Genomic DNA, 16324 nt, shown 5'->3' with positions numbered 1-16324 from the left:
CCATGATTGAGGTATATCCATTTCTCACCTTAGTTCCGCCGATTGTTGCGATTGTATTGGTGATCTGGACGAAGAAGGTCATAGTCTCCTTGTTTGCTGGTATCGTAAGTGCTGCGTTTTTAACAGCAGATGGCTCACCAGTTCAAACTGTGGTGTTGATCTGGAAAACATTTTCCGGCTTGTTTTGGGATAGTGAACAAGGGAGTGTGAACTCTTATTACATACTGATCGTGTTGTTTCTCTTAGTCTTAGGAATCATCACATCGCTAGTTCTCATGGCTGGTGGCACCTCTGCATTTTCCGTATGGACTGCGCAGCGGATTAACACCGGGCGCGGTGCGCAATCACTCGCGGCTGGACTAGGTACGGCAATCTTCGTCGATGATTACTTCAACGCTTTAGCAGTCGGTCAAGTAGCGCGTCCGGTAGCCGATCAGCATCGCGTTTCGCGAGCAAAATTAGCTTATCTTATCGATTCATCCTCAGCTCCAGTGGCTGTACTTGCGCCGTTTTCTTCATGGGGAGCTTCGATCATTGGCATAATGGCACCGATTATCGTCACAGTCGGGGTAGATGTTTCAGATGCTGGAGCTTTTATCCGTTCAGCGGGCTTAAATTACTACGCGATCGCAGCAGTGGTGTTACTGTGGTTCACCGTAGCTTTTGATCTCAACATCGGCCCGATGCGTCACGAGGAACGACGCGCACGCCTCACTGGTGAAGTCTATGATCCAGATGTTCAGGTTCCAGGGCAGCTTTCTGACAACCTGCCAAAGCATGAACCTGGTGCTCGTCGAGCGCTGATAGTTCCATTCGTTATCCTAGTGGTGGGAGTTATCGGCGGAATTGGTTATACCGGCTATGCAGCTTCAGGCTCGGTATCGATTCTTGAGGTTCTTGCTAATACAGATGTTGCACTGTCGTTAAATATCGGGGGAGCTTGCGGATTAATTGCCGCCGTGTATTACTATGTGCGCTACACCCATGATGATCGGGTATTTACTAGAAGAATATTTAGGCACGGGGTTATCGAAGGCGCGAAATCTATGCTGCCAGCAATCGAGATCCTGTTGAGCGCCTGGGTTTTGGGTGGACTCATTTCAGAGTTAGGTACGGGCCAATATGTAGGCTCTCTTGTAACATCTGCTGCACTACCGGCTCAATGGCTCGTGCCAATTATGTTCGTTGCAGCTGGAGCTATGGCATTTGCTACCGGCACATCGTGGGGATCGTTCGGAATTCTTTTGCCAATCGCAGGTGATGTTTTGGCGGCAGTCCCAGGCGGAGCCGAAGTTCTTATCCCTGCATTTGGTGCAGTGCTGGCTGGAGCCGTATGGGGAGATCATTGCTCTCCAATTTCCGATACGACGATATTATCCTCAACAGGAGCAGGGTGTAACCATATTACCCACGTAACAACCCAGTTACCCTATGCGCTAATCGGGGCTACATCCGCCTTCTCGGGTTACGTCACATTCGCATTGACTGGCTCAGGATTAGCCGGGCTGGGGGCAACACTTGTGATCTTAATGATCATCGCAACCCTCCTGCAACGCATCTATCCGTTAGATATGGAAAATGCCTAGTAACCAAAGAGAATTGAGCCATAGTTTACTTCTTGTTTCTATTCTGCCGGTATAGTTATAACCATTGACCGTTCTATAAGTTAGGGAAGTTAATGTCTACTCCAGATAACACTGAGAACATTCCACATTCAGATCAACCACAACCGCAAGAATCAACGCCGCAGCCGGCGATGCCGGCCCAGCCGCAAGAATCGATGCCGCAGCCGGCGATGCCGGCCCAGCCGCAAGAATCGATGCCGCAGCCGGCGATGCCGGCCCAGCCACAAACGGCAATGCCCCAACCTGGATATGCGCCCGGGCAAAGCTACGTCACAGCCCCACAAGGCCAGTATCCACAAGGATATGTTCCCCAAACTTCCCAACCCAACCCGGTTATATCTAGTTTGAAAAACGCCGTCCAGGCTCTGAACCATATTTGGCACGGACGCACCGCCCAACTATTTGCCACTATTTCCGAACAGCGCCTATTTGGCTGGGTTATCGTTGGAACCTATGTCCTGATGTCCGGATTCTTGGCTGCCACCTCCGTGGCACGATCGCCTCTAGGGCTCTTTGGTAGTAACTCAGCTCAAGATTTCTTCTATCGAATGCGAGCTCCGTATTATCAATACTTCTCGTTGAACTTCGGTGAATGGCTATATGCATTCATCATTTTCTTAATCATTGGCTCCCTGAGTATATCGTTGCGTGCGCTGGCCATTATTTTGACTCTCAAGATGCGTGGGATTGCTATTACCTTTACGCGAGCAATGACTCTCTACACCGTCACGATGATTCCAGTATTGATCTTCATGCCGATTATGTTCTTTGTCATCTTACTTCCGGCAACAGGTTTTACGGTTTTCCTCACACTCGTCGTCGTTCTCTTCCTCATTGCGGCATCGCTCATCGGTGAACTTCTGCTCTATGTCGGAATCAACCGTGAGGGGCGGATGGAAAAGTCTCCGGTAGTACCATACGTCTGGTTGCTCATTGCGTGGGCGGTTATCTCAACCATCCTCAATATGCTTATTATTACTAGCTTCTAAACTCGGAAACATCAGTGGAGGGCTTGGCGCGAAAATGCCAAGCCCTCCACTCATATCGCGACGATCTCAAACTATGATGTATAGCTTGCCACAATGCGGACGCTAGTTTTGAGTATCTGACACGCTCTTGTTACAGTTACTTCAGCTCAAAAGTTATGAGTGAACCACGATAGTTCAACAGCACGAACGGAGGAAGAACATGCTCAAGCGCAATCTTCATCTCTGTTCTTCCTTCTCATGGCTTTTCTCGTCTTCATGGATACCAACATCATCATGGAAACCGGCAATGGCTGTTCCCGTTATCCGTTATTCCTATTTTATTCAAGCCTTGGTTTTTCAGACCAAGGCTTTTTTATTGACATGTACTTCTCTGCGAAAGGCCAGCCGATGAACGACCTCGTCCTATCTCTCGATCACCTCACTCATGCTAGTGATCTAGAAGCACACAGTGATCTCGGCCAAATCATCGACCAAATTCGCCACGCCCAGCAACGCGGCGAAGTATCCCACAACGTCGTCGTCCTCCCCGGTTTTTGCGACGTTCACGTGCATTTACGCGAACCAGGACAAACCTACAAAGAAACTATCGCAACTGGTACCCGAGCGGCAGCCCGCGGCGGCTTCACCACAGTAGGTGCTATGCCTAATCTGGATCCGGTGCCAGATTCCCTAGCGAATCTAGAACTCGAACAAGTAGCCATAACCCGAGACGCACTCATCGAAACAATTCCATACGCTTCAGTGACGAAAGACGAAGCAGGCATCGAGCTTTCCGACATCGCTCAGCTAGCACCACACGTCATTGGTTTTTCCGACGACGGACACGGCGTCGATAATCCGGAATTGATGAAACAGGCTTTGCGCCAACTTGCCCAAGCACAATCAATCGTCGCAATACACGCCGAAGTTGGTCAACTCCGCCCTGCAGGAGCCTCCATCAACGATGGGCCATTCGCTGCCAAACATAACCTTGTAGGAATTCCTAAAGAAGCTGAATACCTCCAAATCGAACGCGATATTCAGATGTTGCGCGAACTCAAAGCAGAAGGCTACCTACCGGCATACCATGTCTGCCACATCTCATGCGGTGAATCTGCTCAACTTATCCGCGATGCCCGAGCCGAAGGCCTGAATGTCTCGTGCGAAACAGCCATGCACTACCTTCTCGTCGATGAATCGATGATTTCTGATAATGGGCGGTTTAAGATGAATCCGCCACTGCGCCAACCTAGTGACCGTCAGGCCCTCATCCAGGCCCTCATTGATGGCACAGTAAATATGATTGCCACCGATCATGCCCCGCATTCTGCCCAAGAAAAAAGCCAGGGACTAGCCGGTTCAGCGTTCGGAGTTGTTGGGTTGGAAATTTCTTTCCCACTGTTTTACACCCACTTCGTGAAAACCGGTCAGCTCAGTTTAGAACGCGCCGTCGAACTATTTACCACAGCTGGCCGGCAGCGCTTTAATATCCCAGCGCGCCAAACCGACTGGACCATCTGGGATCTTGACGCTAGCTACACCGTAGATCCCAACGAATTTGCTTCCCTAGGCCGAGCAACACCATTTGACGGATGGGATATTTCTGGCCGATGCCTAGCAACTTTCTACGATGGTCATCTTATCTACAACGCACTTGATGAAGAGACAAAGTAATAAAACCCGCAACTCAGGAGAACGCGATGCCTAAAAACACAGCAGTAAAATCAGTCCTCATCATCGGCTCTGGACCGATCGTTATCGGCCAAGCCGCAGAATTTGACTATGCTGGCACCCAAGCCTGCCTTGCATTAAAAGAAGAAGGCTATCGAGTCATCCTCGTTAACTCCAACCCGGCCACCATCATGACCGATGCGGAGGTTGCTGACCGGGTCTATATGGAACCCTTGACCTTAGAATACGTTGCTAAAATTATCCGAAAAGAACGCCCAGATGCGATAGTTCCGGGAATCGGCGGTCAAACTGGTTTGAATCTGGCAATGCAACTGGAGAAGAAAGGCATTTTGGCTGAGTGCGACGTCAAACTTCTGGGCACCCCTTCTGAATCTATTGAACAAGCAGAAGATCGCGAACAGTTCAAAGCACTCTGTGAATCTATCGGCGAACCAGTTATCGCCTCTGAAATTGCCTACTCCGTTGAAGACGCCAAGGCAGCTGCCCACCAGATCGGATACCCCGTTGTTTTACGTCCAGCCTTCACTCTTGGTGGCACCGGTGGCGGATTTGCACATAACGAAGCCGAACTCGTCGATATGATGTCTAACGCTCTACAACTTTCGCCAGTGCGCCAAGTTCTGATCGAAAAATCGATTCTAGGTTATAAAGAAATCGAATTCGAAGTCATGCGAGACTGTGCAGATAACACCATCTGTATCTGTTCGATGGAAAATATTGATCCCGTAGGAGTGCACACCGGCGACTCCGTCGTCGTCGCCCCTGCGTTGTCACTAAGTGATGATGATATCGATACGCTCAAACAATCAGCTTTCAAACTCATCCGCGCGCTCAAGATCGAAGGCGGATGCAACGTCCAGTTCGCCGTCCACCCAACCACCCACGATTACTTCCTCATCGAAGTCAATCCACGCGTCTCACGCTCATCGGCGCTCGCATCGAAAGCCTCTGGATACCCCATTGCCCGCGTAACTGCCAAAGTTGCCATGGGCTTAACCCTCGACGAAATTCCAGTTGCCGGAACTACTGCCGGTAAAGATCCCCAACTGGACTACCTCGTAGCTAAATTCCCGCGATTCCCATTCGATAAGTTTGCTGACGCGCCAAACCTACTTGGCACTCAGATGAAAGCAACTGGCGAAGTCATGGGTATCGGCTCCAACCTCCAAGAATGTTTGTTGAAGTCAGTACGGTCCTTAGAAATTGGTGTTGATCATTTCCACATGGACCAGTTTGCTCGTATGGACGACGGCGAACTATGGGATTACGTTCGTGAGTTTCGTTCCGATACCATATTCGCTATCGTCGAATTATTGCGGCGCGGTGCCTCTATCGCCAAGCTCCACGAAGTCACTATGGTCACTGAGTACTTCCTCGAGATTTTTAAGTCCATAGTTGAGATGGAACATAGGCTTGCCGAGCATCCGGGCGATGTTGAGGTATTGCGTGAAGCAAAACAGATGGGCTTTGCTGATTCAGTAATCGCACGGCTATGGCAAACAGATGAACTTTCAGTCAATGCCAAACGTCATCAAGCCGGAATTATTCCAGTATTCCGAATGGTCGATACGCTCAAATCTGGAGCCTACGTACCATACTTCTACTCCTCGTTCACTGGTCAGAACGATTCGAAACTCACCGATCGCAAGAAAGTCATTGTATTGGGTGCCGGCCCGATCCGTATCGGTCAGGGCGTAGAGTTCGATTATTCTTCCGTGCACGCTATCAAGACGATTCGTGAAGCTGGATACGAAGCAATTATTATCAACGACAACCCAGAAACCGTCTCCACTGATTACACCACCGCAGATAAACTTTACTTCGAGCCCCTAACACCTGAAGATGTTATGAATATCGTCGAGTTTGAAAAGCCTATCGGAGTTATTACCTCCCTTGGTGGGCAAACTGCGATCAATCTAGCTGGTCCGCTTTCCCGCCGAGGCGTCACCTTGCTTGGCACCTGTCTTGAAGCTATCAATCGTGCCGAAGATCGTGACGAATTTGAAAACTTACTCAATGAACTCGGTATTCCACAAGCCCCGGGCAAGGCAGTAACGAACGTCGAAGACGGTATCGCAATAGCTCAAGAGGTTGGCTACCCAGTATTGGTTCGCCCATCTTTCGTGTTAGGTGGGCGCGCGATGCGCATCGTTGGCTCAGATGAACAGTTACGCCACTACCTCCTTCAAGGTTTAGAGATCGACGTCGATCGCCCAGTGCTGGTTGATAAATATATTTCTGGCAAAGAATTAGAAGTCGATGCAATCTGTGATGGACATGACGTTTTCGTCGCAGGAATTATGGAGCTTGTTGAGCACACTGGGGTACATTCGGGAGACTCGATCTCGGTCTATCCAAGCTTTTCCGTATCAGGTAAAGTCAAAGGCCAAATCTTAAAGTACACCAAGGCGTTGGGGCTTGCGATTGGGATAACCGGTTTGTTCAACGTTCAATTTATTGTTGATGAGAACGAGAAAGTCTACATTATCGAAGTCAATCCGCGATCGTCTCGAACTGTCCCATTCTTATCGAAAGTAACCGGATATGGACTACCCAAGATCGCCACACGCGCAATCTTGGGCGAGACCTTAAAAGAACAAGGTATTTTCGATCTCTACCCACAAGAAAGCGACCGATTCTTTGTCAAAGCACCAGTGTTCTCTTTCAATAAGCTCAAAGGCCTTGATGCTTACCTTTCGCCAGAGATGAAGTCGACCGGCGAAGCAATTGGGTATGACGATGATCTTAACCGAGCACTGTATAAGGCGCTGCAGGCAGCTGGTATGAGGCTTTTGAATTACGGCACCGTTTTGGCGACGATTGACGATAAGGATAAAGAACGCGGGCTTGAACTAATAGGTCGTTTCTACAACCTGGGCTTCAATATCGCGGCAACTGCTGGAACAGCGGCCTACTTGAAAAAGCATGGTATCCGCACTCGCGCACTGGCTAAAATTTCTGAGGGATCAACCGAAATCATTGATGCTATCGAAGCTAATCAGCTTTCCTACATTATTAACACTCAAGATGTTGAAGAGTCCTCTCAGAAATCAGACGGCGCTCAGATTCGTGCGAAAGCCTCAGAATTTTCCGTCACCTTGCTCACTTCACTCGATACCGTCAAGGTATTGCTCGACGTGTTAGAAGAGATAACTCTCAATGTTTCCACCATCGATGCCCCACGTCGTCAAGGAGCCTAACCAGATGAATAATCTACGTGTTAGAGCACGTGTTGTCGACGTTGTAAATCTGACTGACCAGATTTATCGACTGCGCCTAGCCTGCGACGAATTCACTACAGCCCAGCCAGGGCAGTTCGTCAATGTCAGTGTGCCTGGATTCTTCTTACGTCGCCCGTTAGCGATTGCCGATATTGAATCTAACCACGATGGATCAGTCATCCTAACCGTGATCGTAGCCAAGGTTGGGGCCGGGACGCGTGCCCTGGCAGACGTGGTTCCCGGTAGTGAAGTTGAGGTTTTAGGACCTTTAGGCAACGGATTCGATTTAGACTCCATCGGTCAAACTCCCGTCTTAGTTGGGGGAGGTTCGGGAATACCGCCGCTGTACTATGCTGCTAAAGTCATCACGGCTCGCGGCGGACGCCCACATGTTTTGTTGGGATTTCGAAGCGCTGGTGATACCTATTCAATTGAGGAATTTCGCCAGTTGGGATGTGAGGTCAGTGTAGCGACCGAAGACGGATCGATGGGTAGCGCCGGATATGTAACAGCTGTGTTACCCCCGCAGACCGAGCAAGTGTTGGCGTGTGGGCCACAAGGAATGTTGAAATCAGTAGTTGCGCAGGCATCTGGACGAATCCAAGTTAGTTTGGAAGCACACATGGGATGTGGCTTTGGAGCTTGCTTGGGCTGCACCGTGCACACGGTACGAGGCCTAGAACGCGTATGCCTCGAAGGCCCGGTTTTCGAAAGCACTGATGTTATCTTTGCCAAGGAGGAGGCATGAGCACCAATCGACTCGCGGTAAATTTATGTGGAATCGAGCTTGATAACCCGATTATTGGTGCCTCAGGAACATTCGGTTTCGGTGCGGAATTTGCTCGACTGTGGGATATAAACAAACTCGGTACCTTTTCGTTTAAAGGAACAACAGCCCAACCTCGATCTGGAAACGCGCAGCCTCGTGTTGCTGAAGCACCTGGCGGAATGCTTAATGCCATCGGTTTGGCTAATCCAGGTGTTGAGGCAGTCATAGCCCAGGAACTGCCAAAGATGCGTGAATATTTCACCAAACCAGTTATGGCAAATGTTGCTGGTTTTTCACTTGAAGAATACGCTCACGTGGCGCACGCTCTTGACGCCGAAGAAAACGTAGGTTGGCTCGAAATCAACATTTCGTGTCCCAATGTTCACGACGGCGGAAAAACGTTTGCCGATTCACCTGAGTCTGCTGCGCAAGTGTGCGACGTCGTCAAAAACGTCACTACTAAGCCCATCATTATGAAACTTTCCCCCAATACCGGGCGTGAGGTTGAGATAGCTCAAGCCTGTCAAGAAGCTGGTGCCGATGCACTTAGCCTTATTAACACCTTTGTGGGAATGCGACTCAATTTGAGAACCGGACAACCAATTTTAGCTAATCGCACCGGCGGAGTATCTGGCCCGGGCGTGTTTCCAATGGCTGTGCGAATGATTTGGGATGTTAGCCGCGCAGTCGATATTCCAATCATTGGAATCGGGGGAGTGCAAAGCGCTAGCGATGTTATTGAAATGATGTATGCCGGAGCAACTGCAGTTCAAGTAGGAACTGCAAACCTTATTGATCCCTATGCAAGTCTCGATATCATCAACGAACTGCCCGCAGAGATGGACCGCCACCACATCTCAACACTGCAATCTTTAGTAACCAACAAAGTGGAAGGAAACCACCTATGAACCGCGAAGTAATTGTTGCCTGTGACTTCGATTCAACCAGCACTCTCTTGTCCTTCCTCGACCAGTTCGAGACGGTTAAACCGTTTGTGAAAATAGGTATGGAAATGTTTTACGCTGGCGGCCCGCAAGTTGTACGTGAAGTTAAAGAACGCGGACATAAGATCTTCCTTGACCTCAAACTCCACGATATTCCACAAACCGTTCGCAAAACCATGCGGGTATTATCTAACCTTGATGTCGATATGACTAATGTGCATTGTGCTGGTGGTATTTCCATGATGGAAGCTGCCCTCGAAGGTTTAAGCCGTCCAGATGGTTCGCGGCCACTACTCATCGGCGTCACCCAACTAACATCGACCAGCCAAGAAACACTAGAAAACGAACTTCTTATCACTGCGCCGATGCCTGAAGTGGTTGCCGCCTATGCAGCTAACGCACATAGTGCCGGACTTGATGGTGTTGTCTGTTCTCCACTTGAAGTCCAAACCGTTCATCAAGAACTTGGAGACAACTTCCTTACCGTTACCCCCGGAATCCGGTTTGCAGACTCAGCAGCTGATGACCAACGCCGAATCACTACTCCCGACAAGGCCTACGAGCTAGGATCAAATATGATCGTTGTGGGCCGACCAATCACTCAAGCTACCGACCCAGTAGCTGCCTATAACCGTTGCGTAAAGGAATTCTCCCGATGAATATTGCACACACCGTTGCCGGGGCTCTACTCGATATTAAGGCTATTTTCCTGCGTCCAGATGATCCGTTCACCTGGGCCTCTGGAATCAAGAGTCCTATCTACACTGATAATCGTCTTGTGCTCACCGCACCAACCCAGCGCACTGTGGTTGAAGATGCGTTAGCTGCTCGGATTCACGAAATGTTCCCAGAAGCCGAAGTGCTTATGGGTACAGCAACCGCGGGTATTGCACATGCAGCTTTAGCCGCCGAACGTCTTGGATTGCCCATGGGGTATGTGCGCTCTAGTGCCAAAGACCACGGACGGACTAACCAGATCGAAGGCCGCCTAGAGCCAGGAGCGAAAGTCGTAGTTGTTGAAGATCTCATCTCCACTGGTGGTTCAGTGATCGACGTCGTCCACGCACTTCGTGCAGCGCAAGCCGATGTTTTAGGCATTGTTGCCTTGTTCAGCTATGGTATGCAAGCTGCAACGGATGCGATGATCGCAGCAGATGTTGCTCTGACTACGCTAACAACGTTCGACGACGTTATCGAATTGGCAGCTCAAACCGGGCGTATTCCAGCCTCAGATATTCCTCGTCTGCGCGCATTTCGTGACAACCCGCGCGACGATGCCTGGATGCGGATTGGACAATAGACGTGCGTTCCTTGATTGATATTAGTGATTTATCGGTTGCCGAGATTGATGAACTGATGCGGTGTGCACACGATATGATTTCGCATCCGGAAAAGTATGAAGGTGTGGCGAAGAATAAAATACTTTCCACGCTATTTTATGAGCCTTCTACGCGCACGCGCCTCAGTTTCGAAGCTGCGATGTACCATCTGGGCGGGCACGTCTTATCTGTGCCCTCAGCTGCGCACTCGTCAGCAACAAAAGGTGAAACAATTGCCGATACTTTGGCGGTGATATCGAACTATGCCGATATTGTTGCAATGCGCCATCCCCAAGACGGAGCCGCACTTGTGGCAGCTACTGCCAGCCGGGTTCCAGTTATCAATGCTGGCGACGGCGGACACTTCCATCCCACGCAAACCTTAGCCGATCTATTAACTATTGAACGTGAATTTGGCCGGCTATCAGATCTTAGAATTGTTGCTGTGGGAGATTTGCTCTATGGACGCACAGTGCATTCACTACTTCATGCGTTGATGCGCTACCCGGGGAACACGTTCATTATGGTTAGCCCCGAAGAATTGCGTTTGCCCGGTGATTTTGTTGCCCGGCTGCGAGCAGCTGGAAGTGAGGTTGTAGAAACAACGTCCTTAACCCAAGCTCTACCGCAAGCCGATGTTATTTATATGACGCGCGTCCAACAAGAACGCTTTGAAGATCGCGAGCAATACGAACGCCTTAACGGAGCTTATGAGCTTAACGCGCAGGCGATGACCCATGCATCATCAACAAGCATCGTGATGCATCCCTTGCCACGGGTAGGAGAAATCGCTACCGAGGTCGATCACGATCCACGCGCACGCTACTTTGAACAGACCTACAACGGGAAAATGATGCGGATGGCGTTGATCTATTCGCTGTTGCGTGATGCCCACGATCATCCACAGCCCCTGCCGCGCCACGAAATAGCCGACTCGATGCTAACAGATGAATATCGGTGCTCTAATACACGATGCGTTACTAATCATGATCGCGATGTGGTGTTGCGGATAACCGGGCAATCATTGTGTGCTTATTGTGATTATCCCGTAGTTTCCCTGCGATAGTTTTGGCCATGATTGTCAACTAAAATGACAATCATGGCCAAAACTTCCTGCTATTCTCGTTCGTCATTCGTCCTGATCACAGCTCAAGTATCAGCTATCTGGCTGATCCTAGGCTTAGTTCTACGATATGTATCACCGGGTTTAGTTGATTTTGTTAATCAGATATTTTCTTATATTTCCCTTCCCGGATATCCCACCCTTTTTGTTACGCTCTTGATGGTGTTACTGACTTCGGGGATGTTGCGTGGTCATAGGGCAGCTCTTATTTTTTATCTCGGTGTTATCCAGCTTCCCAGTGTTATTGTTGCCATTTTGGAGCTCACACTGTTTTTTGATGAATTCCAATTATTACCTGCCACAGTACAGCTGGGGACGATCTCTAATCTGTTTTTTGCATCGCTATATATCGTCGTCGGTATTTGGTCAATCGGGGAATTTCCACGTCGGGTGCGCGGGCGCTGGGTATTTAGTGTAGCGATTTTGATGGGCGGATTAGCCTTATCCGCGATCGTTGTGTGGATCATGCTGTCCATGATGCATTTTGAAACATCCGATAATCTTTTGACGACTGCAGTCAATACAGCGATGGGATTATCGCCGGAGGATCCGGCGGAAAACGTGCGGTTTTGGGTTCCGGCATCGGTACGCATCGTAGCTGGAATCATCTCCGCCGCTAGTCTCTTTATTGCGCTTATTGTGCTCTTAAAATCGGAAAAAGTTCCCTCTGTTAGTGCAGCAGAACATATCATGATCCGGCGGTTGTTACTTGATCCGCCATCGCAAGATTCACTGGGCTATTTTGCTACTCGATACGATCGCAATATCGTAGTTTCACCAGATCAACGTGCTGCAGTGACATATCGGGTTGTCAATGGGGTATGTCTGGCAGCAGGAGACCCTATCGGCGATCCGCATTCGTGGGGTGGCGCTATTAGCGCCTGGCGTGATTATGCGCGGAAGAATTCGTGGGTAATCGCCGCTGTTTCAGCCTCGGACGCAGGTGCACGCGCATATAAATCAGCCAGTTTGTATCCGGTGCCGTTAGGTGATGAAACTATTATTGATGTAGCAGATTTTCATCTGAAAGACTTACCAGAGGTCCGCCGGGCATTAAGCGGTCCGCGACGCGCTGGATATACGGTTAAAGTACGCCGGCAGAGTTCCATTTCGGCAGAAGAGCTCACAACTCTATCGCTGTGTGCTGATTCGTGGCGAGTTGGCGAGGAGCGCGGTTTTACAATGGCATCGGAGAGAGTTGGCGATCCACGCGATTTTCGTAGCGTCATAGTCACCGCGCATGATGCTCAAGGTCAGCCAGTAGGGCTGCTCACCTTCGCTCCGTGGGGATTGCATGGGCTTTCGCTTGACGTTATGCGCCGATCTCCAGATGCTATTTCTGGAGTCACTGAATTGATGGTTGCTACCCTTGCTCAAGAGGCTCCAAACTTCGGCGTTGAACATATTTCGCTGAATTTCGTTGTTATGCGCGAAACAATCGAACGTGGCGCAAAAGTTGGAGCAAGCCCGCGGCAACGCTTTGCGTTGAAGTTCCTTATGTTCACGTCGCGTTGGTGGCAAATCTACTCACTGTATCGCTCAAACGTGAAGTACCGGCCGCGCTGGCAAACACGATACTTGTGTATTGACAATGCTTTCTTCAGCGCCCGAACGCTCGTCGCATATGCTGCTGCCGAAGGATTTCTACCGCAGATTTCTCGGTATTTCCCGCCTGTGGGAGATCCAGAAGAGATTATCGCGCTCGAAAAATCACTGATCCATAAACCAGCCCCAGAACCGCATATTCCGGAACAACGCCGAGTTCGCCGTCAAAAATTAGCTGACCTCGAACAGCGCGGAATAGTTGGGTATCCGGTTGGAGTACCACGCACGCACTCTATCGCAGAAATAATCGATTCTGAGACCGCCCCTGACGCCGATATTTCAATCACCGGCCGTGTCCACCACATTCGTGATTTCGGCGGTGTTGTATTTGCTGATCTTGTCGAAGAACATCGCAAGATCCAGATTCTTTTTGAACGCACCGCCGGCCAGCCCTGGCGTGAGTTTCGCAGCTCAGTCAACCGTGGTGACCTGATCTCAGTAACTGGAAAGCTTGGCGCCTCACGCACCGGGACGCCGTCGTTCCTAGCAACACAATGGATGATGGCTGCGAAATCGCTCGTGCCGATGCCACAAGTTGCCTTGACCCATCCTCATCTACGCGCAAAATTCCGGCATATTGATTACGCGTTGAACGCGCGCGCCTATGAGCTTTTTACGATGCGGGCCAAGATTGTTGCTAGCGTGCGCCAAGCACTGTATCGGGACGGATATTTAGAGGCTGAAACTCCTATTTTGCAGACCATTCATGGTGGGGCAAATGCGCGACCATTTCGAACCCATATCAACGCCTACGATCAATCGCTTACGTTGCGGATTGCGCCAGAACTGTACTTGAAGCGACTCATCGTTGGCGGGGTGCCAAAAGTTTTCGAAATCGGTCGAAATTTCCGCAATGAAGGCGTCGATAACACTCACAATCCGGAATTCACATCCCTAGAAGCCTATGCTGCCTATGGCGACTGGAATACGATGCGAGAGCTAACTGAAGAGCTAATACGCACAGCCGCCGTCGTGGTTAACGGTAAGCCAGAAGTTGTTGCTGACGACGGCAGCATCTTGGACCTGAACCAACCTTGGCCGGTTATTCCAGTTTTTGATGCTGTCTCAAAAGCCGTCGGACGCGAGATCGTACCTGGAGCAGACATTGGTGACTACAGTGACCTCGTCCAAGAATATGACATCGAAGCAGAGAGCGTTGGCCAACTTGTTACCGAGCTTTACGATCAACTCATCGAGCCAAACACTGTGTTCCCGACGTTCTACACTGGTTTCCCGGTAGAAACCTCGCCACTGACCATGGCTGACCCGGATAATCCGCATATCGCGCAACGCTGGGATCTTGTGGGGCTAGGTATGGAATTAGGTACCGCATATACTGAGTTAGCCCATCCACTTGAACAGCGCAAGCGTTTCACAGCGCAGTCGCTCCTGGCAGCCGGTGGGGATCCAGAAGCAATGGAGATCGATGAACCGTTCTTGGCCGCGCTCGAATTTGGTATGCCGCCAACAGGTGGGTTGGGTATAGGAATCGACCGAATGGTTATGTTCTTGACGGGTACGACGATCCGCGAAGTGCTTGCTTTCCCATTTGTTAAGCCGGAGAAATAAACGGCTGGACGAATTCTGGGTGAGCAAGGGGGAACAGATGCTTTTCTCCCCACAAGTTCACTAGCCGCGCGTTCAGGAGGGTTGCTAAGTGCTGTTGCTGGCCTAGAAACTGTTTTTCATCTGCGTTGCCAGAACCAACAAGAATAGTGACGTAGATGTCTGAAGATAGTTGCTGCGAAGCTAGCTTGTGATGGACTCGAGATTCGAGACGGCTAGCGTGATACAGCTCAGAAAAGAGGAAGCGAGCATTATCTCGCCCACGATAGCGCTTAGTAAGCACTTCTTGTGATACGAAAGGCTTTAGTGCGAGTCCGACCACGGGAGAAAACACCGCAGCTAGTTGGCTCCCAACGCGAAAAAAGGCTTCATGAGGCTTAGTGTTTGGATGGGCTTGAGGGAATGTGGGGTCTAAGAGAAGAAGGTGGCTAACAAGTTCTGGCCGATGTATCGCCCACTCTAAGGCCACCAGTGCGCCTAACGAATGTCCAATCACTGTTGTTGGCGTGTTCGTGGCGCGTTCGAGAAGGGCAGCAGGTGCATCGGACCAAGGGTGGATCCAGGGATCGAGAATGTGGGTGTTGGGAAAACCGATTTCGTAAAGTTCAGGTGCGAGCGCGAGACCGGGGAAGAGGATAGCCATAAGGATATAGTATTAGGCCAGCGCTTGCGATGAGTAGGCAAGAAAAGAAGACCTGTGCGCGTTGAGCATAGCCGATGGGAAACTGAATAAATTCAAAAAGTGCGATGAGTATCGTTAAAAATACGTAGGCAGAGATGACGATCAGCATCACCGTGCGCTTGGTGCCGACGATTTTGCGTTGCGCAACAAGAATCAGGGTAGTAGCGGCGACGACGATGAGGCTTGCGCTAACTACTGCCGATGCCAGCAAGTGGGGAGTCAGTGTTGTTTTCTCACAAAATTCTAGGGACTCAGCGCACTGAAGAGGTAACGAGACGTCAAGTATCGTAAAGATTGCGAAAATTGAGTAGGCGATGGCGATAACTAGCTGCCATCGACTCCATAATCTGTAGTAGGCGCTAAGGCAGGCCAAGCCAGCGAGCATCAGTAAGGCAGAAAGTAGATCAGTGGTTGCGAAGACCAGCCGGTAGGGGCTTTCGATCGCGAAGTATTCTGAGAGATAGCTGATTTTGGGATTGAGTGGAAAATTAAAGAAGATCTCTAAGATGAAAGAGGCATAGATAAATCCACTGGCTATACATAGCCACACGCCTATTGTGAATATCCGAGATGAAGGAAAAATAGTTACCACCAGCGATGAGTTTTCAGGATGTCGGACATATTGATTTTACCAGTTAGCTCGGTGCGGTGTGTTATGCGTTGGCAACATGGTGTGGCTTGATGTGGCGAGTTTGACAGCGGTCGGTCTGGCTGAGATGAAGAACACTTTTTGCATTTCTCGTAAAAGTAAGTAAAAAATAAAGAAATGGGGTAATTATTAAAGTGATATTCAAAATATAAGGAGAAGAA

The 16324-nt window shown here is 49.9% G+C and carries 12 protein-coding genes; 10 read left to right on the top strand and 2 right to left on the bottom strand.

Annotated features, from left to right (window positions below):
* Positions 1-2 precede the first annotated feature (2 nt).
* From NG665_RS05155 to lysX, 10 genes are all read left to right on the top strand, one after another.
* Positions 3-1586: a Na+/H+ antiporter NhaC family protein gene (locus tag NG665_RS05155; protein WP_252672598.1), complete on the top strand. Its 1584-nt coding sequence runs from the start codon at positions 3-5 to the stop codon at positions 1584-1586.
* 92 nt (positions 1587-1678) lie between these two features.
* Positions 1679-2614, top strand: a complete 936-nt coding sequence (locus tag NG665_RS05150; RefSeq protein ID WP_252672597.1) for a hypothetical protein — start codon at positions 1679-1681, stop codon at positions 2612-2614.
* Between the two features lie 159 nt (positions 2615-2773).
* A complete protein-coding gene (locus tag NG665_RS05145) occupies positions 2774-4267 on the top strand; it encodes a dihydroorotase (protein ID WP_252672596.1) in 1494 nt (497 codons plus the stop codon).
* 26 nt (positions 4268-4293) lie between these two features.
* Complete coding sequence (gene carB / locus NG665_RS05140; RefSeq protein ID WP_252672595.1) at positions 4294-7485, top strand: carbamoyl-phosphate synthase large subunit; 3192 nt, start codon at positions 4294-4296, stop codon at positions 7483-7485.
* A 4-nt stretch (positions 7486-7489) separates the two neighbouring features.
* Positions 7490-8254, top strand: a complete 765-nt coding sequence (locus tag NG665_RS05135) for a dihydroorotate dehydrogenase electron transfer subunit (protein WP_252672594.1) — start codon at positions 7490-7492, stop codon at positions 8252-8254.
* On the top strand, positions 8251-9183 hold the full coding sequence (locus NG665_RS05130) for a dihydroorotate dehydrogenase (protein WP_252672593.1): 933 nt from the start codon (positions 8251-8253) through the stop codon (positions 9181-9183). The genes NG665_RS05135 and NG665_RS05130 overlap by 4 nt, the downstream gene beginning before the upstream one ends.
* Positions 9180-9878 carry an orotidine-5'-phosphate decarboxylase gene (gene pyrF / locus NG665_RS05125; RefSeq protein ID WP_252672592.1) on the top strand — a complete coding sequence of 233 codons (699 nt, stop codon included), beginning with the start codon at positions 9180-9182 and terminating at the stop codon, positions 9876-9878. The genes NG665_RS05130 and pyrF overlap by 4 nt, the downstream gene beginning before the upstream one ends.
* Positions 9875-10519, top strand: coding sequence for an orotate phosphoribosyltransferase (gene pyrE, locus NG665_RS05120; protein WP_252672591.1), 645 nt, complete (start codon positions 9875-9877; stop codon positions 10517-10519). The genes pyrF and pyrE overlap by 4 nt, the downstream gene beginning before the upstream one ends.
* A gap of 2 nt (positions 10520-10521) precedes the next feature.
* Positions 10522-11604 (top strand): aspartate carbamoyltransferase, encoded by a 1083-nt coding sequence (gene pyrB, locus NG665_RS05115; protein ID WP_252672590.1) that lies wholly within the window; start codon positions 10522-10524, stop codon positions 11602-11604.
* 33 nt (positions 11605-11637) lie between these two features.
* Positions 11638-14835, top strand: coding sequence for a bifunctional lysylphosphatidylglycerol synthetase/lysine--tRNA ligase LysX (lysX, locus tag NG665_RS05110; RefSeq protein WP_252672589.1), 3198 nt, complete (start codon positions 11638-11640; stop codon positions 14833-14835).
* Here lysX and NG665_RS05105 read toward each other — a convergent pair.
* Both NG665_RS05105 and NG665_RS05100 read right to left on the bottom strand, forming a co-directional pair.
* Positions 14819-15475 (bottom strand): alpha/beta fold hydrolase, encoded by a 657-nt coding sequence (locus tag NG665_RS05105; protein ID WP_252672588.1) that lies wholly within the window; start codon positions 15473-15475, stop codon positions 14819-14821. The two genes, lysX and NG665_RS05105, sit on opposite strands and share 17 nt — an antisense overlap.
* On the bottom strand, positions 15438-16064 hold the full coding sequence (locus NG665_RS05100) for a DUF998 domain-containing protein (RefSeq protein ID WP_252672587.1): 627 nt from the start codon (positions 16062-16064) through the stop codon (positions 15438-15440). Before NG665_RS05100 ends, NG665_RS05105 begins: the two co-directional genes overlap by 38 nt.
* Between the last annotated feature and the right edge of the window lie 260 nt (positions 16065-16324).

It is taken from the genome of Arcanobacterium pinnipediorum (genome assembly GCF_023973165.1).
Taxonomy (GTDB): Bacteria; Actinomycetota; Actinomycetes; order Actinomycetales; family Actinomycetaceae; genus Arcanobacterium; species Arcanobacterium pinnipediorum.
Note: the sequence above shows the minus strand (reverse complement) of the source record. Positions and strands in the feature narration are given on the sequence as shown.

Excerpts from the sequence above, each read along its gene's own strand:
- pyrF (WP_252672592.1), top strand. The coding sequence starts at position 9,180 with ATGAACCGCGAAGTAATTGTTGCCTGTGACTTCGATTCAACCAGCACT.
- carB (WP_252672595.1), top strand. The coding sequence starts at position 4,294 with ATGCCTAAAAACACAGCAGTAAAATCAGTCCTCATCATCGGCTCTGGA.
- NG665_RS05130 (WP_252672593.1), top strand. The coding sequence starts at position 8,251 with ATGAGCACCAATCGACTCGCGGTAAATTTATGTGGAATCGAGCTTGAT.
- NG665_RS05135 (WP_252672594.1), top strand. The coding sequence starts at position 7,490 with ATGAATAATCTACGTGTTAGAGCACGTGTTGTCGACGTTGTAAATCTG.
- pyrE (WP_252672591.1), top strand. The coding sequence starts at position 9,875 with ATGAATATTGCACACACCGTTGCCGGGGCTCTACTCGATATTAAGGCT.
- lysX (WP_252672589.1), top strand. The coding sequence starts at position 11,638 with ATGGCCAAAACTTCCTGCTATTCTCGTTCGTCATTCGTCCTGATCACA.
- NG665_RS05150 (WP_252672597.1), top strand. The coding sequence starts at position 1,679 with ATGTCTACTCCAGATAACACTGAGAACATTCCACATTCAGATCAACCA.
- NG665_RS05155 (WP_252672598.1), top strand. The coding sequence starts at position 3 with ATGATTGAGGTATATCCATTTCTCACCTTAGTTCCGCCGATTGTTGCG.
- NG665_RS05105 (WP_252672588.1), bottom strand. The coding sequence starts at position 15,475 with ATGGCTATCCTCTTCCCCGGTCTCGCGCTCGCACCTGAACTTTACGAA.